Origin of the sequence: Rhodopseudomonas telluris (assembly GCF_042432815.1) — a bacterium.
GTDB lineage: Bacteria > Pseudomonadota > Alphaproteobacteria > Rhizobiales > Xanthobacteraceae > Rhodopseudomonas > Rhodopseudomonas telluris.
In genome coordinates, this window is record NZ_JBHLWM010000008.1 from 503,591 (window position 1) to 522,564 (window position 18,974).

17 protein-coding genes and 2 tRNA genes are annotated in these 18,974 nt (G+C 65.4%); 11 read left to right on the forward strand and 8 right to left on the reverse strand.

Translation table 11 applies throughout. The features are described 5' to 3' along the window. Positions 1-24: 24 nt before the first annotated feature. On the forward strand, positions 25-1,866 hold the full coding sequence (gene recJ, locus ACFFJ6_RS19810) for a single-stranded-DNA-specific exonuclease RecJ (protein WP_378391019.1): 1,842 nt from the start codon (positions 25-27) through the stop codon (positions 1,864-1,866). A gap of 522 nt (positions 1,867-2,388) precedes the next feature. Then, a complete protein-coding gene (locus ACFFJ6_RS19815; protein ID WP_378391022.1) occupies positions 2,389-4,080 on the forward strand; it encodes a methyl-accepting chemotaxis protein in 1,692 nt (563 codons plus the stop codon). A gap of 184 nt (positions 4,081-4,264) precedes the next feature. Here the strand turns inward: ACFFJ6_RS19815 and ACFFJ6_RS19820 are convergent, their stop codons facing one another. The 3 genes from ACFFJ6_RS19820 to ACFFJ6_RS19830 form a co-directional block, all read right to left on the reverse strand. After that, positions 4,265-4,555, reverse strand: coding sequence for a hypothetical protein (locus ACFFJ6_RS19820; RefSeq protein WP_378391024.1), 291 nt, complete (start codon positions 4,553-4,555; stop codon positions 4,265-4,267). Positions 4,556-4,648: 93 nt separating this feature from the next. Beyond that, complete coding sequence (locus tag ACFFJ6_RS19825) at positions 4,649-5,761, reverse strand: FUSC family protein (protein ID WP_378391026.1); 1,113 nt, start codon at positions 5,759-5,761, stop codon at positions 4,649-4,651. A 6-nt stretch (positions 5,762-5,767) separates the two neighbouring features. Then, positions 5,768-6,994 (reverse strand): lytic murein transglycosylase, encoded by a 1,227-nt coding sequence (locus tag ACFFJ6_RS19830; RefSeq protein ID WP_378391028.1) that lies wholly within the window; start codon positions 6,992-6,994, stop codon positions 5,768-5,770. Positions 6,995-7,216: 222 nt separating this feature from the next. Between ACFFJ6_RS19830 and ACFFJ6_RS19835 the strand changes: the two genes are divergently transcribed. Beyond that, the gene (locus ACFFJ6_RS19835) at positions 7,217-8,191 is read left to right on the forward strand and encodes a lipid kinase (RefSeq protein ID WP_378391030.1); all 975 of its coding nucleotides are present in this window, start codon (positions 7,217-7,219) and stop codon (positions 8,189-8,191) included. Positions 8,192-8,198: 7 nt separating this feature from the next. On the opposite strand, the gene ACFFJ6_RS19840 is transcribed toward ACFFJ6_RS19835, so the two are convergent. After that, positions 8,199-9,764: a M23 family metallopeptidase gene (locus ACFFJ6_RS19840; protein WP_378391032.1), complete on the reverse strand. Its 1,566-nt coding sequence runs from the start codon at positions 9,762-9,764 to the stop codon at positions 8,199-8,201. 157 nt (positions 9,765-9,921) lie between these two features. Then, a complete protein-coding gene (gene efp / locus ACFFJ6_RS19845; RefSeq protein WP_054161581.1) occupies positions 9,922-10,488 on the reverse strand; it encodes an elongation factor P in 567 nt (188 codons plus the stop codon). Between the two features lie 140 nt (positions 10,489-10,628). Here efp and epmA point away from each other — a divergent pair, with 140 nt between their 5' ends. The 3 genes from epmA (at position 10,629) to ACFFJ6_RS19860 (ending at position 13,254) form a co-directional block, all read left to right on the forward strand. Continuing rightward, complete coding sequence (gene epmA, locus ACFFJ6_RS19850) at positions 10,629-11,684, forward strand: EF-P lysine aminoacylase EpmA (protein WP_378391035.1); 1,056 nt, start codon at positions 10,629-10,631, stop codon at positions 11,682-11,684. Next, the gene (locus ACFFJ6_RS19855; protein ID WP_378391037.1) at positions 11,681-12,772 is read left to right on the forward strand and encodes a lysine-2,3-aminomutase-like protein; all 1,092 of its coding nucleotides are present in this window, start codon (positions 11,681-11,683) and stop codon (positions 12,770-12,772) included. The genes epmA and ACFFJ6_RS19855 overlap by 4 nt, the downstream gene beginning before the upstream one ends. 176 nt (positions 12,773-12,948) lie before the next feature. Further along, positions 12,949-13,254, forward strand: a complete 306-nt coding sequence (locus tag ACFFJ6_RS19860; RefSeq protein WP_378391039.1) for a hypothetical protein — start codon at positions 12,949-12,951, stop codon at positions 13,252-13,254. Between the two features lie 26 nt (positions 13,255-13,280). On the opposite strand, the gene ACFFJ6_RS19865 is transcribed toward ACFFJ6_RS19860, so the two are convergent. After that, positions 13,281-13,856: an HdeD family acid-resistance protein gene (locus ACFFJ6_RS19865; protein ID WP_378391041.1), complete on the reverse strand. Its 576-nt coding sequence runs from the start codon at positions 13,854-13,856 to the stop codon at positions 13,281-13,283. A 667-nt stretch (positions 13,857-14,523) separates the two neighbouring features. Next, positions 14,524-14,598, reverse strand: a tRNA-Glu gene (locus ACFFJ6_RS19870). Between the two features lie 280 nt (positions 14,599-14,878). Between ACFFJ6_RS19870 and ACFFJ6_RS19875 the strand changes: the two genes are divergently transcribed. Then, a complete protein-coding gene (locus tag ACFFJ6_RS19875) occupies positions 14,879-15,136 on the forward strand; it encodes a PilZ domain-containing protein (protein ID WP_378391043.1) in 258 nt (85 codons plus the stop codon). Positions 15,137-15,435: 299 nt separating this feature from the next. On the opposite strand, the gene ACFFJ6_RS19880 is transcribed toward ACFFJ6_RS19875, so the two are convergent. After that, positions 15,436-15,885 (reverse strand): VOC family protein, encoded by a 450-nt coding sequence (locus tag ACFFJ6_RS19880; RefSeq protein ID WP_378391045.1) that lies wholly within the window; start codon positions 15,883-15,885, stop codon positions 15,436-15,438. A gap of 533 nt (positions 15,886-16,418) precedes the next feature. Here ACFFJ6_RS19880 and ACFFJ6_RS19885 point away from each other — a divergent pair. The 4 genes from ACFFJ6_RS19885 to ACFFJ6_RS19900 all read left to right on the forward strand — a co-directional run bounded on the left by ACFFJ6_RS19885 (position 16,419) and on the right by ACFFJ6_RS19900 (position 18,955). Beyond that, positions 16,419-17,180 (forward strand): SIR2 family NAD-dependent protein deacylase, encoded by a 762-nt coding sequence (locus ACFFJ6_RS19885; RefSeq protein ID WP_378391047.1) that lies wholly within the window; start codon positions 16,419-16,421, stop codon positions 17,178-17,180. Between the two features lie 204 nt (positions 17,181-17,384). Beyond that, complete coding sequence (locus tag ACFFJ6_RS19890) at positions 17,385-18,032, forward strand: cold-shock protein (protein WP_378391049.1); 648 nt, start codon at positions 17,385-17,387, stop codon at positions 18,030-18,032. A gap of 316 nt (positions 18,033-18,348) precedes the next feature. Beyond that, the gene (locus tag ACFFJ6_RS19895) at positions 18,349-18,822 is read left to right on the forward strand and encodes a DUF192 domain-containing protein (protein WP_378391051.1); all 474 of its coding nucleotides are present in this window, start codon (positions 18,349-18,351) and stop codon (positions 18,820-18,822) included. 56 nt (positions 18,823-18,878) lie between these two features. Further along, positions 18,879-18,955, forward strand: a tRNA-Pro gene (locus ACFFJ6_RS19900). Positions 18,956-18,974: the final 19 nt, after the last annotated feature.

An 18,974-nucleotide genomic window follows, 5' to 3' on the forward strand; every position in this document is an offset into this window, starting at 1 on the left:
ACTTCGTGCTTATCTGCCCTCACCATGACGCTTCCCGCATCCGCATTGCCGCCTGAACCGGTGTCGGCGTTTCTCGGCGTGACACGCTCGGCCACCGGCAAGCTGTGGCGCGATCGGCTGGATGCGCGCGGCACGGCGAAGGCGCAGGCGATCGCGCAGCGTTATCAATTGCCCGAGATGCTGGCGCGGGTGATTGCGGGGCGGGGCGTCGAAATCGACGCGGTGCCCGATTTCCTCGATCCGACCATCCGCAAGCTGATGCCCGATCCATCGACGGTGACGCAGATGGAAGCGGGCGCCAAGCGCATCGCCGATGCCGCGACGCGGCGGGAGAAGGTGGCGATCTTCGGCGACTACGACGTCGACGGCGCGACCTCGTCGGCGCTGCTCGCCTGGCATCTGCGGCATTGCGGGCTCGATCCGCTGATCCACATTCCCGACCGCATCTTTGAAGGCTACGGCCCGAACGTCGACGCCATTCGCGGACTGGCCGAGAAGGGGGCGACGCTGCTGGTCACCGTCGACTGCGGCACCACGAGTCTCGAGCCGCTGGCCGAGGCGCGGCGGCTCGGCATGAGCGTGGTGGTGATCGATCATCACCAGACCGCCGACGAGCTGCCCGAGGTTGACGCCCTGATCAACCCGAACCGGCCTGACGATCTATCCGGCCTAGGTCATCTCGCGGCCGTCGGCCTGGTGCTGATGACGTTGGTCGCGGTCAATCGCGAACTGCGGCATCGCGGCTTCTGGAGCGTCGAGCGGCCGGAGCCGAACCTGTTGGACATGCTGCATCACGTCGCGCTCGGCACCGTCGCCGACGTCGCGCCGCTGATCGGGCTCAACCGCGCTTTCGTCGCCAAGGGACTGATCGCGCTGCGCCGGCGTGATCATGTCGGTCACACCGCGCTGATGGATGTGGCGCGGCTCAACGGGCCGCCGGAAGTCTGGCATCTCGGCTTCATGCTCGGGCCGCGGATCAATGCCGGCGGACGGATCGGCCGCGCCGATCTCGGCGTCCGGTTGCTGCTCGAAGGCGATGTCTCGGAGGCGGCGCGGATCGCGGCCGAACTCGATCGGCTCAACACCGAGCGCCGGGTGATCGAACAGCAGGCCGAAGCGCAGGCCGAGGCCGAGGCGATCGCCTCGCTCGGCCTCGAGGACAAGGGCGCGGTGATCGTTACCGCGTCCGAGGGGTGGCACCCGGGCGTGGTCGGTCTCGTGGCCTCGCGGTTGAAGGAGAAATTCGGTCGGCCGGCCTTCGCGATCGCGCTGGAGCCGGGCGGCATCGGCACCGGCTCGGGCCGTTCGATCGGCGGTGTCGATCTCGGCCGCGCGGTGCGGCAGGCGGTCAACGAAGGCATCCTGATCAAGGGTGGCGGCCACGCGATGGCCGCCGGCGTCACGCTGCGCAAGGAGCGGCTCGCCGAATTCCGCGGCTGGCTGGAGACCTCTCTGGCTGGCGATGTCGCCAAGTCGCGGCACGTCAACGAGTTGTCGATCGATGGCGCGGTGTCGGCGCGCGGCGTCACGCCGGAGTTCGCCGCCACGCTGAACCGCGCCGGTCCGTTCGGTGCTGGCAATCCCGAGCCGATCATCGCGCTGCCGGCGCATCAGCTGGTCTATGCCGACGAAGTCGGACAGGCGCATCTGCGGCTGCGCTTCAAGTCCGGCGATGGTGCGATCGTCAACGGCATCGCGTTTCGGAGCATCGGCCAGAAGCTCGGCCAGGCGCTCATCGAGAACCGTGGCCAGTCGCTCCACGTCGCCGGCTGCCTGTCGGTCGACCGCTGGCAGGGCGCCGAGCGGGTGCAGCTCCGGGTGATCGATGTCGCGGTGCCGGATCCCGGTCCGACGATGATCAGATAGCCCGCGGGTAGTCGCGGATCGATGCGACCTCCGCTGCGGTTTGGCGATCCTGCGTGATTCGCTTCGCGCTTTGCCGACCGCTCTCTGTACTCGTAGATCTACCAGGGCGGCATCGGATCGGTGGTTGTAGTTGCGGATGCCGAATCACGAATGCTCATCAGCATCTCAACTCGCGATAAGCGAACCCTCGTAGTTATCCTAGCTAATTCACGATTATTTGGTTGAGTCGATCCGCGTAACGCAATCGCAAGTAATCATCACGTCGATATTCTGAAAAGTTCCAAGTCGTTTACTAATTATTTCTTCGCTGCATGTGAATCTACCGCTGCGAGACGGGAGCTGGAGGAGAAAGCGCGGATCTTGATCCACGCACAATGGCTTCGACTCCCACGAAGTTGAACTGATTATCAAATCACGCTCTCACTGACTCGACGGAAGTCCGGTGCGGTTAATGCCCTGTCGGCCGGCGCGAACGTGTTCGGAAGGTCTTGCTCCGCTCTCCAGAAGGAAAGAATAAGAACGATGTTCTCGTCGCTGTTGAACTTGAAGACGTCCTACAAGCTTGCGGGCATCCTGTCCCTGATCGCGTTGATTTCGATCGCCGCAAACGCTCTGATCGCCCGCAATCTGGCGGTCCTTGCACAGAACAACGACATGACCACGCACACCTACAAGGTCATGGATCATGCCAAGGCGATCGTCGCCGCGATGGTCGACGGCGAGACCGGTGTCCGCGGCTACCTGATCAGCGGCGAAGACAAATTTCTCGAGCCCTATCGGGCTTCCGACAAGCTGTTCAAAAGCTCCTGGGACGAAACCAAACGGCTGACGTCGGACAATCCCGCCCAGCAGAAGCGACTCGATCAGATAGCGGCTTCCGCCGCCGACTGGCGCAGCACCGTCGCCGAGCGCGAAATCGCGTTGATGAAAAATCCGCAGACGGTGAACGAGGCCCGGGCTCTCGAGACGTCGGGGGCGGGTAAGAAGGCGATGGACACCATCCGCGCTCATGTTCGTGACCTCGTCGATGCAGAAGCTTCGCTGCTGTCGGTGCGCGCCGAGGCGTCGGCAGCCGCGCTGTCCTCGTCCTACACCGCGATTATCGCCAGCGCCGTCGTCATGATCGTCGTGATCGTCGCCGGCCTGCTGTTCCTCGGTCGGGCTGTCACCCGCGGCATCGTCGATATGACAGGAGCGATGGGGCGGCTGGCCCAAAACGATCTGACGGTCGATGTGCCGCACGCCAATCGTCGCGACGAAATCGGCAAGATGGCCATGGCGGTGCAGGTGTTCAAGGACAACGCGATCCGTGTCCGCCAGCTCGAAGCCGAGCAGCAGGAAGCGGAGCGTCGTCAGGTCGAGCAGCGCAAGGCCGAGATGATGAAAATGGCGAACGGCTTCGAAGCCGCGGTCGGCGAGATCGTCAATACCGTGTCGTCCGCGTCCACCGAGCTGGAAGCCTCCGCGACAACGCTGACGAGTTCGGCGGAACGCGCCCAGCATCTCAGCTCGACGGTGGCGGCGGCTTCGGAGGAAGCCTCGACCAACGTGCAGTCGGTCGCTTCGGCGACGGAAGAACTGAGTTCGTCGATCAGCGAGATCAGCCGGCAGGTGCAGGAGTCCGCCCGCATCGCGGCGGATGCCGTCAATCAGGCGCGCAGCACCGACGATCGCGTCAGCGAATTGTCGAAGGCGGCGACCCGCATCGGCGACATCATCGAACTGATCAACACCATTGCAGGCCAGACCAATCTGCTGGCGCTCAATGCGACCATCGAGGCCGCCCGTGCGGGCGAGGCAGGACGCGGCTTCGCGGTGGTGGCGTCGGAAGTCAAGGCGCTCGCCGAGCAGACCGCGAAGGCGACCGGTGAAATCAGTCAGCAGATCTCCGGCATCCAGGCCGCCACCAACGACTCGGTGACCGCGATCAAGCAGATCACCGGCACGATCGAGCAGTTGTCCGAGATTGCCTCCACCATTGCGGCCGCTGTCGAAGAGCAGGGCGCCGCCACACAGGAGATTTCGCGCAACGTCCAGCAGGCGGCGCAGGGCACCCAGCAGGTGTCGTCGAACGTCATCGACGTGCAGCGCGGAGCGACCGAAACCGGCTCGGCCTCGTCGCAAGTACTGTCGTCGGCGCAGTCGCTGGCCCAGGAGAGCACGCGGTTGCGGACGGAAGTCGGCCGGTTCCTCGACACAGTGCGCGCGGCCTGAGCTTTAGATGGCAGGCCGGGATGCTGATGGTGGCGTCCCGGCTTGCTGATCGACCGCCGCCCGTTCGACATTGCAGGATGCGAAATCGCCGGACTTGATCTGGCGATTTTGTCGTGAGGGGCTGGCGCGGGAATGCGCTCGGAAGCGAAGGGGCACGGAAGACTGGTAGCCTCTCGATCTGCCGCTAGGTGCAGATCTCGCCCTGCATGATCTTCTCGCGAAACAGCTCGACGGCTTTCGGGTTCAGCGCGCCTTCGTCGGGCAGCACCAGCGGCAGATCCGGAGGAGCCAGGATGGCGAATTGCCGGCCCCATTCGTAGACCCACGCCAGCCCATCCTGAAACATCACCTCGTCGTCGTAGCGCGGCAGGCGGCCGGAGCGCGCCTCGGCGAAGCCGCGGCGGAAGGCGGTGTTCCACACGATCTCCTCGAGCGGAGCCTGAAAGGTTTCAGCCTGCGGGCGTACGTCTGTCACGGCGCGATCCAGCGACTAATCCGAACATGAAGTGGAGGCGGGGAGTATCCCATGCCGGGCGGCCGTCCGCATTCGGACTTTCGGCCGATCCGGTCACGGCGGCGGGCTGCGCCGCGGCAGCAGCGCGAGCGGCGTCAGCCAGCGGACCGCCGGTCGCACCAGGTTGCGGAAGCTCGCGTTGTGCAGCAGGATCCCGCCGATCAGGCCGATCAGGCAGCCGAGCAGAGTGTCGATGAAGCGGGCCTGGATGATCGCGCCCGGAGCCTCGTGGCCGAGCGTCGCGGCGTCGGCGAGGAAGATCGTCAGCGGCGTGATGAAGATCACCGCGAAGCCGTAGTGCCGGATGACAGCGGTCTCGATCACGAACGACAGCGTCATGATCAGGAGCGCGATGCTCCATTTCTCCAGCGGCAGCGAGAGCAGCACGATCGCGACGCCGAGGCCGAGCGAGGTGCCGAGAATGCGGTGGAGCTGCCGGTTCCAGATCGCGCGCACCGACATGCCCTGAATCACCGCGAGGCAGCTCACCGGCACCCAATAGGGCCGGTCGAGCTGGAGCGCCTGGGCCAGCGCCAGTGCAACGCCCACGGCAGCGCCGATCAGCACCGAGTCGAGGACGACGATATCGAAGTCCAGCGGCTGCAGCGGCTCGACCGGGGCCGGAGTCCGGATGCGCAGCGCGATCAGCGAATACACGAAGGCGATCTGGGTCGACAGCAGGCTGCCCAGTGCGAACAGCCCCGCCTTCAGCGGCAACTGCATGAGATCGCCCGGCGTATAGGCGGCGATCGACGCCGCCATCACGAAGAACAGGCTGCCGGGTGGTCCGACCCGATAATAGCGGCAGACCATCGTCACCACGATGGCGGTCAAAGTGATCGCCGGCACGAGCAGGAACGGCAGCAGGTGCACCACCAGCCCGACCACGTAGCAGCCGAGAAAACCGAACGCGCAGGCCATCATCGTCACCATGCGATGATGCAGCGGCGTGCGCGGCAGATAGAGAAACGCCATGCCGCCGAGCGACGACACCAGCCCGTAGTCGAGATGGTCGAAGTAAGCGCCGATCAGCATCGGCAGCCCGGCGGCGAGCGCGACCGAGGCCGGCATCTGCCAGGGCCGGTCGCTCGGATTGATGGTGACGAGCGCGTGCCATTCCTCGTGGGCCAGCGTCTTCAGTCTGTGCCACGTCCAGTGATGTCGCATCGGAGATCAGAGGCCCTGTCGAAGCCGCGCCAGCACTTTGAGGCCGCCATAGCCGTCGGCGGGCGACAGGCCCGCTCGGGTCTGGAAGTCGCGCACCGCCTTCATGGTGTCGTTGCCGACGCGGCCGTCCGTGCCGCCGGTGTCGAAGCCGGCGCGGGTGAGGCGGGTCTGCATTTCCTGTACTTCGGCGAGCGTCAACGCGCGCTCGGAGCCGGGGAACGGCTGCGCGAACGGGCCGGCGCCGAGGATGCGGTCGCCGAGATGGCAGATCGCCAGCGCGTAGTTCATCGACGGGTTGTAGCTGCGCACCGCGTAGAAATTTGGACCGAGCAGGAATTGCGGTCCGCCTGCGACCGGCACCCACATCGTGGCGCTGGCTTGCGGGTCCGGGAACGGCTCGCCGTCCACCCGCGTGACGCCGGAGCGCGACCACGCCAGATAGGACCGGCTGCCGCTGACTGCGCCGCCGGGGCCGCGCACCTCGTAGCCCCAATGTTCGCCGCGATGATACTTGCCGCGGTTGACCAGATACTTCGCGGTCGAGCCGAGCGCGTCGTCCGGCTTGCCGAAGGGCGAGACGCGGCCATCGCGGTCGTAATCAATGCCGACATTGAGCCAGACTTCCGGCATCCATTGCGTGTGACCCATGGCGCCGGCCCACGAACCGCGCATCTCCTCCGGCGTCGACCAGCCCTTGTCGACGATCTTCAGCGCGTTGATCAGCTCGGTTTCCCAATAGGCCTTGCGGCGCGGCTCGTTCCAGGCGAGCGCGGCGAGCGAGGGAAACACCGGGCGCATGTGGTTTTGCTGCACCAGCGGATCGCCATAGGCGCTCTCGACGCCCCACAGCGCCAGCAGCGTCCCGCGCTCGACGCCGAAATCGCGTTCGATCCGCCCAAACAGCGCTTCGTTCTTCCTCAGCGCGTCGCGGCCATTGATGATGCGCCAGTCGGACACGCGGCGGTTGATGTATTGCCAAAGCTGCTCGTTGAACTCGGGCTGCTTCTGGAAATTCTTGAACACGCTCATGTCCGGCTCCAGCCGGCTCATCACGCGGTCCCAGGTCTGCGGCGAAATTCCCTTGGCAAGGGCGCGAGCGCGAAACCCATCGCGCCACTCGTCGAAGCCGGCAGGCGCGGCGTGGGCGGCGAACGGCAGCAGCGCAGCCGCGCCCAGCGCCGATTGCAGCAGGCGGCGGCGGGACGGTCGGAAGCGGGAATCGAGTGGGCTCATCGACGCAGTGTAGCGGCTTTAGCGACCCCGACAAAACGGACGCAAGTCGATGAGGAGACGCTCGGCGTGCACCGACGCAGAAGTTCCCCCACGCAGGCGCGGCACAATGCCCCGCGACATTCTCTTGCACCGGTACGGCGCGTGCCCAATTCGTAAGGCCAATTCACACTCTCCCTCTATTCGCCGGATGTTCGGCGACGGGGCCTTCCGGAGCACCGCTGCGTGCAAGACTTCCAAGAGTTCACTGCGCCTGACCGAGACGCGCCGCCGGACGTCGGTTCGGCCGAGACGCCGCGCACCGCGAAACCAGAGTCTTCGCGCCGCCTGCTGGTGGTGGTCAATCCTGGGAGCCGGTCGGGCGCCCAGGCCATCGGCATCGCGGGAGCGCGCCTCAGTTCAGCTGGCTTCGACCTCGTCTTGTCCGCGCCGTGCAGCCGGCACGAAGTCGGACCGTGGATCGAGGCGCATGCCGAGGGCGCGCAGGCGGTGGTCGTCGCCGGCGGCGATGGCACGCTGAATGCCGTGGCGGACGCGCTGCTGAAGACCAAGCTGCCGCTCGGCGTGATCCCCGCCGGCACGGCCAACGACCTGGCGCGCTCGCTCGGCCTGCCGCTCGACATGGAAAAAGCTGCCGACGTGATCGCGGCCGGGCATCGCAAGCAGATTGATCTCGGCGACGTCAACGGACACAAGTTCTTCAATGTCGCCAGCGTCGGTCTCAGCGCCGACCTTGCGCGCGAATTGAGCGGCGAGATCAAGCGCCGGTTCGGACGTATCAGTTACGCGATCACCGCGGCCAAAGTACTCGGCAAGGCCCGGCCGTTCCGCGCCTCGATCGTTTCGGACGACGGCTCGGTGCTGGTGCGCTCGATGCAGATCGCCGTCGGCAATGGCCGTTACTACGGCGGCGGCATGGCGGTCGAACAGACCGCGGAAATCGACGACGGCCAGCTCGATCTGTATTCGCTCGAGTTCGGCAGGGTCTGGAAGCTGCTCGCGCTGGCTTACGACTTTCGCCGCGGCCGTCACGGCCTTTGGCGCGAGGTTCGCTCCGCCAGAGGGACGTCGTTCGAAATCCGCACCCGCAAACCGCGGCCCGTCAATGCCGATGGCGAACTGGTGACGTTCACGCCGGCGCAGTTCTCTCAGCTCCGTAAGGCAGTGACGGTGTTCGTGCCGGAGAACGCTTCGACCTGATCGGCTCTTAGGGCATGCCGTCGTTCGGCCCAGCGCGGGCGACGGCTGGCGTTGCAGGAGCAGGCGTGAGATCGCGCCCGCGGCCACCGATCAGGCGTTCGTAGGAGGCGACCAGCGTCGCGTAGGGATTGACCCACAGCCAGCCGTCCGGCGTGAACACCTGGACGTCGAAGTGGAGATGGCGCGTAGTGCCGTTGGGGAAATCGAGGTAGTTGCTGACGACGCCGAACCGTTCGCCCTCGGCGAGCCGGCGGCCGTCGAGGACCCCATCCTCGTCGAGCCGGTTCGGGTTCATGTGCATGTAACGGAAACGAATGTGCTCGCGTTCGGTGTTGACCTGCAGCGTCACCGCCTGCTGCCTGGCCGCCCGGATCACCACGCCGTCGCGCACCGCAACCACACCTTGCTGCTTGACGTCGCAGTCCGGCTGGTCAGGCAGGCACGAGCAGGGACGAATGTCCTGTCCCTGATGGCCATAGCCTAGAGCGCACTGGCCGACGCCGAAACTGCGGCTCTCGCAGAAATTGTCGCGCCATGGGTAGGAGAACGGGCTGGCCCCACCGTCCTCTGCGCGCGGCGAATAGGATTGCGAGCGCGCATAGGCCGGAGCCTTCTCGATCGGGAATCGGATCTGCGCGTACACGGTCGAGTCGGGACGGCCGTCCTGCTTTCGGAAGCCGGAGCCCGGGATGATCTCGCCGCTTGGCCAGTAGGTGAAGCCGTCCGATTGCGTGAGGGGGCGCTCGGCCGCCGTCGCTGGAATATCCCGCAGCGGACGCTGAGGCCGGCCGCCGGCGACATGCAACGTCCTGAGAAAGTGCTCGGCGACTGGAGTGGCCTCGCGGCACGCCAGGCGGCGCGCTCGCGGCACGGAGTCGAGGCACTGGATCGAGACCACATAGGCGGCGCCAAACCGTGTGAACGCGTAGCGGACGTAGCCTTCGCGGATGAAACGGCGCAGGTCCGGATATTGCGCGGCCAGCGCTTTGACCGCCTCGCCCTTGCCGCCCAGCGGGTCGGTGATGTCGTAGATCAGCCTGGAGCCGGTGATCTGGACTTCGACGGGCGGCGTAAAGACACGCGGGGGAAGGTCGCCGCCCGCGTTTGCGTCCAGCGTGAACATCGCATCGTAACCCGCTGGTCCCGCATCGAACATCGCGGTTTGAAAGCTGCCCTGGACGGCCGGCACAGCGGCGCTGTCGACAGCCGGGTCCGGGTCGGCACCCAGCAGGGCAGCGGCATCGAACGGCAGCAGCGCAGGGACCGGGCTTTGCTCGATGCGCGGGAAGAACCGCCCCGTGATGGCGTTAAGGCGGACCAGCGCCGGGATGCGGCGGGCGTCATAGGTGGGCAGGCCGTGGCGGCCGCTGAAGACGAATTCGGCGGCAACCGCCGGATAGGGGGACAGTTCGGCGCGGAGCTGATCGAGTGCGGCTCGCCAGTCGATACGAAGCGCCGTCAAGGTCGGCGTGCCGAACTCCTCGGCGTTGGCCGGAGCGGCGGTGACGGCGGCCACCAGCAGCAGGCCGCTTATCCGTCTTCGATATTTTCGACCGACTGCCACCCGGCTCAAGCGAAATGCCTCCACTTCGTGCAGGAGGTAAATCTAGCGATATTTTAGGCGGTCGGCCAAGTGCGGTGCGGCAACAGGGCAAACAAGGGCTTTTCGAAACGAAAAGGCCCGCCGGTGAACGGCGGGCCTGGATCGATCGCGACGCTGCGAAGGCGCCTTAGTCCTTGGCGCGCTCGACGTAGGAGCCGTCTTCGGTCAGCACGACGATACGAGTGCCGGTGCCGATGTGCGGCGGGACGGCGGTGCGGACGCCGTTGGACAGCACGGCCGGCTTGTAGGAGGACGACGCGGTCTGGCCCTTGGTGACCGGCTCGGTATCGACGACTTCGAGCGTGGCGCGTTGCGGCAAAGTGATGGCAACGGCGGTGGTGTCGTGCATCGACAGCTTCACCACCATGTTCTCCTGAAGATACGGTGCGGAGTTGCCGACGACATCCTTGGCGACCTGGACCTGGTCGAAGGATTCCGGCTCCATGAAGTGGAAGCCTTCGCCGTCTTCATACAGGAAGGTGTAGTTGCGCTCTTCGATGGTGACCTTTTCGACCTGGTCGGTGGTCTTGTAGCGCTCCGAGATCTTCACGCCGTCGCTGATTCGGCGCATTTCGATCTGGCTGACCGGGGTTCCCTTGCCGGGATGGATGTTTTCGGCCGACAGGACGACGTAAAGCTTCCCATCTTGCTCGAGGACGTTGCCCTTGCGAATAGAACTGGCGATGACTCTCAAAGGAATGTTTCCTGTGGTTCAGGTCCGGGCCCGATCCGGGCGTTGGTATCCCGAGGCCTGCGAAACGGTTTCGGGCCGCAACATACTCATTTGGCCCGCTTATGCCAGCGTTTTGCGCTTTTTCGCGGGATCGACTTGAGATGCAGGACCAAGCCGCCGTCTCGCCCTGGTGGGAGCCGGGCAAGTATCTGGACCGCAAGCCGTTTCTGCGCGCGCGCAGCGGCCTGACCCGGGCTGTTCGCGACTGGTTCGCGGCTGCAGATTTCGCCGAGGTCGAGACCGCGATCCTGCAGCGCTCACCGGGCAACGAAACCCATCTGCATGCGCCGAAGACCGAACTGCTCGGAGCCGATGGCGAGCGCCGGACCTTGTTTCTGCGGACCTCGCCGGAATTCGCCTGCAAGAAGCTGCTTGCCGCCGGCGAAGCACGGATCTTCGAATTTGCCCGGGTGTTCCGGGATCGCGAGCGTGGCCGGCTGCATCTGCCGGAGTTCACCATGCTGGAGTGGTACCGCGCCGGCGAGCCCTACGAGGCGGTGATCGCCGATTGCGTGGCGCTGATCGGGCTGGCCGCGCGCACCACCGGGATCGGCGCGTTCGCGTATCGCAGTCGCAGCGCCGATCCGCTGGTGTCGCCGCAGATGCTGACGGTCAGCGATGCGTTCGATCGCTACGCCGGAATCGATCTGCTTGCCACGATCATTGGCGGCGCGGGCGATCGTGCGGCACTGGCGCGCGCGGCTGATAGCAAGGTGCGCGTCGTGGACGACGACACCTGGTCGGACATCTTCAGCAAGGTGCTGGTCGAACATATCGAGCCGCGGCTCGGGGAAGGGCGGCTCACCGTGCTGCATGAATATCCGGCACCGGAAGCGGCGCTGGCGCGAACCAAGGCCGGCGATCCGCGCGTCGCCGAGCGCTTCGAGGTCTATGCCTGCGGCGTCGAGCTCGCCAACGGCTTCGGCGAACTCACCGACGCCGCCGAGCAGCGGCTGCGCTTCACCGCCGAGATGGACGAGAAGCAGCGGCGCTATGGTGAGCGCTATCCGCTCGACGATGACTTCCTCGCCGCGGTGGCGCGGATGCCGGAGGCGAGCGGCGTCGCGCTCGGCTTCGATCGGCTGGTGATGCTGGCGACCGGCGCCAGCAGCGTCGATCAGGTGGTCTGGACGCCGCCGGCGAGCGAGGCCTCATGAGCAAGGTGACCCGCCTGCAGTCGGCCGCCGCCGGGACGCTGCGCCATGCCGACGATCTGATCGCGCAGGGCCTCGCACCCGCGGGCGCGCGTGCCGACCTCGACCGCGTCGCGGAACGCTACGCGATCGCCGTAACGCCCGACGTCGCCGCGCTGATTGACCCGAATGATCCAGACGATCCGATCGCGCGGCAATACATTCCGCATGCCGACGAACTCGTGTCGCTGCCGATCGAGCGCGACGATCCGATCGGGGACAATGCGCATTCGCCGGTCGAAGGGATCGTGCATCGGCACCGCGACCGCGTGCTGCTCAAGCTGGTGCATGTCTGCGCGGTGTATTGCCGGTTCTGCTTCCGCCGCGAGACCGTGGGGCCGGGCAAGGACAACGCGTTGTCGCGCGAAGCGACGGCGGCGGCGCTGGACTACGTCCGCACGCATCCGGAGATCTGGGAGGTGATCTTCACCGGCGGCGACCCGCTGGTGCTGTCGCCGCGCCGGCTTGCCGAGATCATGGCCGAACTGGCGACGATCCCGCACCTCAAGATCATCCGCTTCCACACGCGACTGCCGGTGGTCGATCCGGCGCGAATCGATTCCGCGCTGCTGCAGGCGCTGCGCGTGCCCGGCAAGACGGTGTGGATGGCGCTGCACGCCAATCATCCGCGCGAACTCACGCCCGCCGCACGCGCCGCGTGCGCGCGGCTGATCGATGCGGGCATCCCGATGGTCAGCCAGTCGGTGCTGCTGCGCGGCGTCAATGACGATGCGGCCACGCTGGAGGCGCTGATGCGCGCCTTCGTCGAATGCCGGATCAAGCCGTATTACCTGCACCACGCCGACCTTGCGCCCGGCACGGCGCATTTGCGCACCGCGCTCGCCGAAGGCCAGGCGTTGTTGCGCGCGCTGCGCGGTCGCGTCTCCGGGCTATGCCAGCCGGAATACGTGCTCGACATTCCGGGAGGCTACGGAAAGGCGCCGGTCGGCCCCAACTATTTGGATGTGGTTGATGGAACCGACGCGAATTCGCGCTATCATGTCGCCGACTATTGCGGCGATGTGCATCTGTATCCGCCCGCGCCCGAATGAGCGTCGGTCGGCCGCAAGCCGGCTCCGCAACTGCCGTGGCGAGTGCGCGTTAATGCTGGGTTCGCGGCTTGCGGTCGAATGCGAAAGGCGCGGGTGCGCACGCAGCACACTTAATGCCGGGCGATCGAGACGGATGCTGCCGTCAGTGGCTCCCGGGTTGTGAAGGAAGAACTGCCATGAAGATCATGATCATCGCCGCCACCGTCCTGACGCTCGCAGGCAGCGCGGCCGCGCTGGCGCAGTCCGGCTCAGGCGGGGCGGGCGGCAGCATGGGCGGTGGTGCGGGCGGCGTTGGCGGCCCCGCCAATCCGAGCGTGCCGCCGGCGCTGTCGTCGGATCAGCGCGTCACCGGGCAGGCGCCCGTCGGCCATCGCCAGCCGCGGCGCGGCGATGTCTCCGAGCCGCCGGGTTCGATCGATCAGGTCGATCCTCAGGACGCGGCGCTCGATCGCAAGATCAAGAGCATCTGCCGCGGCTGCTGACCGCGGCAGATATTCGCTGTCGGTGATCAGGTCTTGTTACGCGCGGCGAGCGCCAGCGCGATCAGGGACGTGCCGCCGAACACCAGATTGATGCCGACCAGCAGGCCGATCGCCCACGCGGCAGTGCCCGGCCATCCCGAGATGATGATGAACGCCACCAGGATGTCGAGCACGCCGGCGGCGAGCATCCAGCCCCAGCGTTCCGACAGCCGGCCGCGATGCTGGAGCGCGTACATGATGGTGGCGACGCCCTCGGCAAGGAAATAGATGCCGATCACGAAGGTGAGGGTGAGGATGCCCTGAACCGGCATCGCGATCAGCACCACGCCCGCCGCGACGGCGAGAATGGCTGAAATCAGCGACCACCAGAAGCCCGGCGCCTGCCGGGCCCAGAAGCTGAAGACAAGGCCGGCGATGCCGCTGATCAGGAACATCCAGCCGAGCAGAATGGTGATCGTCAGGCTCGCCAGCAGCGGCAACAGGATCGCGGCGAAGCCGAAGATCAGCAGCAGGATGCCCTCGATCAGATAGGCTTTCCAATGCTTCTGGATCGTCGCGTCGACAGCGGCCTGAAGCCGCTCGGTATCGTTGGGAAGTGTCATGCGAATCTCCTGCACCTTGGACACGGTTCACCTTACCCTGTGAACGTTGACGCGCCGCAAAATGTTCGCGGGCGATTCAGCCAGACGTCGAGGCAGGATGAACAAAGTCCAATGCGGCCGGCCGAGTCGATAGCCGTGGGCCGCGGTGCGCTGCCCGCGACCTTGCTTTATCTCAACATTCCAACACGTGAATGAGGTATGTTAGTGCTGCCGGCGGTTGGTGCATGCTGATTCGCCGAGGCTTTCAAGCTGAGGACGTTGATGCCTGGAAGGCAGAGACCACGCTGTACGGCTTGCGGAGCACGCACTGCTCTCGCGCGCATTTCTCCGATCGAGCTGGTTCACGAGCTTCGTACTTTCGAATGCCGAGGCTGCGGTCAGGTCGATCGTTACGCCGTAAAGACCGGGCCGAACTCCTACTGGCTTTTGCTATCCGACTGCGGCAGCGCACCAGCGCGGGCTGACAGCAGCGCTGCCTAGGCGCCTTCTGCCGCATAAATTCCGAACGTCGATCGGCGAGGCGGGTGGTCGATCTTCACTTGGTCGCGTAGCAGCTGGTGCGCACGGCTTCGCTGTGCCGGTGTCCCGGGCAACCAATGATCAGCGGCACTTATTTGACCGGATGTTTGATGTGTCGGGGCGCTTTACGGTCAATCAACCGAAAAGTTGGCGCTCCCTAGCGGAATCGAACCGCTCTCTCCACCGTGAAAGGGTGGCGTCCTAACCGATAGACGAAGGGAGCGAAGCCGCGCGGCTTGCGATCCAGTGATGGAATCGCCGGGCCCGCGGAACGCACGGTCTTTAACGCAATCGTCAGCCAAATCAACATGATGTGCCGATCGGCAGGCAGTGCGGCCGTGTCGTCGGGAGGTCCCGGCGGCAGCGGCGGGCGAACGTATAGTGGCGTTTGCGCGACCGGGCAAGTCCACTACGCCAAGAACCGACAATACCCCGAAATTTCGATCAATTTTGCAACGTTTTTTCAATGTCGCCGACCTAAACCGGCCTCCACGGAGCACGACATGGCAAGAGAGCGCAGCAAAAGAGAGCAACGGCGATCGGTTCGGCAGAGTGGCTGGATCACGCTAGACGGTGGATTCGCGGCGCGCCCCTGCGAGGTGATCGACCTGTCGGCGACCGGGGCCAAGCTGACCATTGCGAACGCGATCTCGCTCGGGCCCAAGCTGCGGCTGGCGTTCTCGCGTGATGCCCGCACCGGACGGAATTGCGAAGTGGTCTGGCGCGACGGCACCACGGTCGGCGTCAAGTTCGTCACCTGAGCCGCACGCCTCTGCGATCCTCCATCCGAACACAAAAGGCCCCGCTCGAGAGCAGGGCCTTTCGTTTGCGTGTGCGACGTTTCGGGCGATCAGCGGCCGAAGAACAGCCAGAGAAGAATGATCACCGGAATCGGCACACCGAGCATCCAGAGAAGTAGTCCGCGTCCCATTTTCAGCCTCCGTTGATTTCATCACCAACGCCATCCGATAGCGCTGGTTCCGGGAAGCTGGCCGGTTTTAAACCGCAGGGTTGTGGAACAATTCGCGCTCGGGCTCGGACGCGAACTAATCGGCGACGCTTACCAGTGGCCGGTGTTCGGCATCGACAGCCAAGGCTCTTGCGGCGGCAGCGCGGCGCCCTTCTGCAGAAACTCGATCGAGTGCAGATCGGGCGATCGGACGAACGCCATCTGACCGTCGCGCGGCGGACGATTGATGGTGATGCCGAGCTTCATCAGCCGTTCGCAGGTCGCGTAAATGTCGTCGACCTCGTAGGCGAGGTGGCCGAAATAGCGATCCTCGCCGTAGCTTTCCTCATCCCAATTGCAAGTGAGTTCAATCGTCGGTGCGGGACGGCCCTTCGACTGCTTCACCAGCGCCTCGTCGTCGGGCGCGCACAGAAACACCAGGGTGAAGCGGCCCTTCTCGTTATCAATGCGATGGACCTCCTTGAGGCCGAGCGCGTCGCCGAAGAATTTTAGAGCGGCGTCGAGATTGCGGACGCGCAGCATGGTGTGCAGGTAACGCATGGGATGTCGATCTCCAGTGAGGCTGTGATGTCGATCTTGCGATGAAAGCCGCGGGATTGAAAGCGCCGGCCGGCGCGCTGCCGCATGCGACCAAGCGCGCGGGGAAGATACCGACACATCGGGCCCCGCAGCAGTGCTGCGGGGCCCGTCGCTGATCCGCAATCGCTTGCACGGGGAGTGCGGCGAAGAAGGCAACTCGCGCGGCGGCCCGCCGACGAAAAAGAGCCCCGCCTTGGAGGGCACGGGGCTCTTTCGGGGGAGGTCATCCGTAGAGACACTCAGACTATCGGCGCGGTCACTCACGGTTGCAATTCAAAAAAATGTGGGGTCGAATCCGTGCATGCGGAACCGCGGCATTTGGGTCTCGTTCTGGTTCTCGCCGGGATCTTCGCGCCGTGTCCGGCCCGCCGCCTGGCTTGGGACGCAGCGGCGAGCCGACATGGAATTTGATCTGCCAGGACGACGATCTCCATGGACTGATCCGCCGTGGACCGATAGGCCCGCCATGGATCGACGTGTTTCGGAATGCAGCCATGATCGCACCCGACCTTCGCAGCGGCGTTGAACAGCTCGGCGACATGATCGCGCACGCCAAGGTGATCGTGCCGTTCACCGGCGCCGGGATCTCGACCGAGTCCGGCATTCCGGATTTCCGGTCGCCCGGCGGGTTGTGGACCCGCAATCGGCCGATCCCGTTCGAGGAGTTCGTCGCGCGACAGGATGCGCGTGACGAAGCCTGGCGCCGCCGCTTCGCGATGGAGTCGACCTTCGCGGCCGCGCGGCCGGGCCGCGGCCATCGCGCGCTGGCGGCGCTCTACAAGGCCGGCAAGATTCCCGCGGTGGTGACTCAGAACATCGACAATTTGCATCAGGCGTCGGGAGTCGCGCCGCACGACGTGGTCGAACTCCACGGCAATACGACCTATGCGCGTTGCATCGGTTGCGGCAAACGCCACGAGCTCGATTGGGTGCGGCAATGGTTCGAGCGCACGGGCAACGCGCCGCATTGCACGGCGTGCGACGAGCCCGTGAAGACCGCGACGGTGTCGTTCGGTCAGGCGATGCCGCCGGACGAAATGCGCCGCGCGACCGAACTCGCGCAGCAGTGTGATCTGTTTCTGGCGATCGGCTCGTCGCTCGTGGTGTGGCCGGCGGCGGGCTTTCCGATGCTCGCCAAAGAGTCCGGCGCGAAGCTCGTGATCATCAACAACGAGCCGACGGATCAGGACGAGATCGCCGATCTGGTGATCCGTCACGACATCGGCGAGACGCTCGGACCGTTCGTCGGCAACTGAATCCCCGTAGGATTCTCAGGTATTCAACTCTGTTTATAGTCGTTGTCCCGCGCGTTTTTTGTCTTTGCCATGCGGGCCGGGGTGTTATCTTCGAATCACAGATTCGCGGCGGCGTAATCCTGATTAGTCTTGGAACCAAGGTTAACGGATTGGGGGCGTCGCATAAGCGGCACGAAATTTTTTTGACGCGCGGGGTCCGGGGTCATGGGGTCGGACGGATTTGAGTCCAAAAAGCCAGGCGGCATGCCGGGCGTCGGCGTCGGACGGCCCGTGGCCGTCGAGTTCGCACATCGCGACAGCGTCGGCACTGCCTTCGCGGGGCTCGGAGACTCTGCGAGTCTGGTCGAGATCTCCGGCGTGATCAAATGGTTCGACGCCTCGAAGGGGTACGGCTTCATCGTCCCGGACAACGGCGCTGCGGATGTTCTGCTGCACGTCACGGTGCTGCGCCGCGACGGATATCAGACCGCCTATGAGGGCGCCCGCATCGTCGTCGAATGCGTGCAGCGCGCCAAGGGCTATCAGGCGTTCCGCGTCGTCTCGATGGACGAGTCGACGGCGATCCACCCGGCGCAGATGCTGCCCGCACGCACGCATGTCAGCGTCACGCCGACCAGCGGACTCGAGCGCGCCCAGGTGAAGTGGTTCAACCGGCTGCGCGGCTTCGGCTTCCTGACCTGCGGCGAGGGCACGCCGGACATCTTCGTTCATATGGAAACCCTGCGGCGCTACGGCATGACCGAACTGCGTCCGGGGCAGTACGTGCTGGTGCGGTTCGGGCCGGGCTCCAAGGGCATGATGGCCGCCGAGATCCAGCCGGAGAACGGCGCGCCGGGGCTGTCGTCGCACTGAGCTTGCGGCGATCGCCGGGAGCGTGACGTCTTCCACTGCCGACTTCCCCCCGCCATTGTCTGCATCCCGCGCGCCGAAGAAGGGCGTCGCCGATCGTTGATCGCCGAGTTGTGAACTCTTGCTTCGCGAGAGCGAGCCGATCCGCGCCGCATGGTCTGGCCTTCGCCATCATCGCCGGGCTAAAGCGGTAGCGAGCAAAGGGGCAAGAACGCGCGTCCGTTCAACACCCTGGCGCTCGCGGTTCTCGTTCAATCAGAACCTGAACTGCTCCAGGCTTGAGCCGAGTTTCCCCGGGATGGACCAACAGGTTGGATCGATGACGAGCTTTCGAATGGATTGGAGCCTGCGCTCGCTGGTCGCGGTCGCGCTGATGGCGTTCGCCATGGCCGGCGCGCCGGCGCAGGCAGCCAAGATGGAGACGCTGGAGATCGCCTCCAAGACCGGGGTGCACGTGTTCAGCGTCGAGATCGCCACCACCGAGCAGGAGCGCGAGACCGGCCTGATGTATCGCAAGGAGCTGCCCGACGGGCAGGGGATGCTGTTCGACTTCCGTCCCGAGCAGCAGGTCTCGATGTGGATGAAGAACACCTACGTCTCGCTGGACATGATCTTCATCCGCGCCGACGGCCGGATCCTGCGCATCGCCGAGAACACCGAGCCGATGTCAACGCGGATCATCGCCTCGGGTGGCCCGGTGGCCGGCGTGCTGGAAGTGGTCGCCGGCACCGCCAAGAGGCTCGGCATCGCGGCGGGCGACCGGGTCGGTCACCCGCTGTTCAAGGGCCGCTGAAGGCCCGGCTTGTCCCGCTGGGCTGAAGCGTGTATCGACGGCGCATCGACACGGCCCGGGGTATAGCGCAGCCTGGTAGCGCGGCAGTTTTGGGTACTGCAGGTCGTTGGTTCGAATCCAGCTGCCCCGACCAGTCTTTGCGGCCGTCCGTG

What these genes read in the sequence shown, in the direction of transcription:
- recJ (WP_378391019.1), top strand. Translation starts at nt 25, where the DNA reads ATGACGCTTCCCGCATCCGCATTGCCGCCTGAACCGGTGTCGGCGTTT.
- ACFFJ6_RS19815 (WP_378391022.1), top strand. Translation starts at nt 2,389, where the DNA reads ATGTTCTCGTCGCTGTTGAACTTGAAGACGTCCTACAAGCTTGCGGGC.
- ACFFJ6_RS19825 (WP_378391026.1), bottom strand. Translation starts at nt 5,761, where the DNA reads ATGCGACATCACTGGACGTGGCACAGACTGAAGACGCTGGCCCACGAG.
- ACFFJ6_RS19830 (WP_378391028.1), bottom strand. Translation starts at nt 6,994, where the DNA reads ATGAGCCCACTCGATTCCCGCTTCCGACCGTCCCGCCGCCGCCTGCTG.
- epmA (WP_378391035.1), top strand. Translation starts at nt 10,629, where the DNA reads ATGCAGGACCAAGCCGCCGTCTCGCCCTGGTGGGAGCCGGGCAAGTAT.
- ACFFJ6_RS19855 (WP_378391037.1), top strand. Translation starts at nt 11,681, where the DNA reads ATGAGCAAGGTGACCCGCCTGCAGTCGGCCGCCGCCGGGACGCTGCGC.
- ACFFJ6_RS19860 (WP_378391039.1), top strand. Translation starts at nt 12,949, where the DNA reads ATGAAGATCATGATCATCGCCGCCACCGTCCTGACGCTCGCAGGCAGC.
- ACFFJ6_RS19865 (WP_378391041.1), bottom strand. Translation starts at nt 13,856, where the DNA reads ATGACACTTCCCAACGATACCGAGCGGCTTCAGGCCGCTGTCGACGCG.
- ACFFJ6_RS19875 (WP_378391043.1), top strand. Translation starts at nt 14,879, where the DNA reads ATGGCAAGAGAGCGCAGCAAAAGAGAGCAACGGCGATCGGTTCGGCAG.
- ACFFJ6_RS19880 (WP_378391045.1), bottom strand. Translation starts at nt 15,885, where the DNA reads ATGCGTTACCTGCACACCATGCTGCGCGTCCGCAATCTCGACGCCGCT.
- ACFFJ6_RS19885 (WP_378391047.1), top strand. Translation starts at nt 16,419, where the DNA reads ATGATCGCACCCGACCTTCGCAGCGGCGTTGAACAGCTCGGCGACATG.
- ACFFJ6_RS19890 (WP_378391049.1), top strand. Translation starts at nt 17,385, where the DNA reads ATGGGGTCGGACGGATTTGAGTCCAAAAAGCCAGGCGGCATGCCGGGC.
- ACFFJ6_RS19895 (WP_378391051.1), top strand. Translation starts at nt 18,349, where the DNA reads ATGACGAGCTTTCGAATGGATTGGAGCCTGCGCTCGCTGGTCGCGGTC.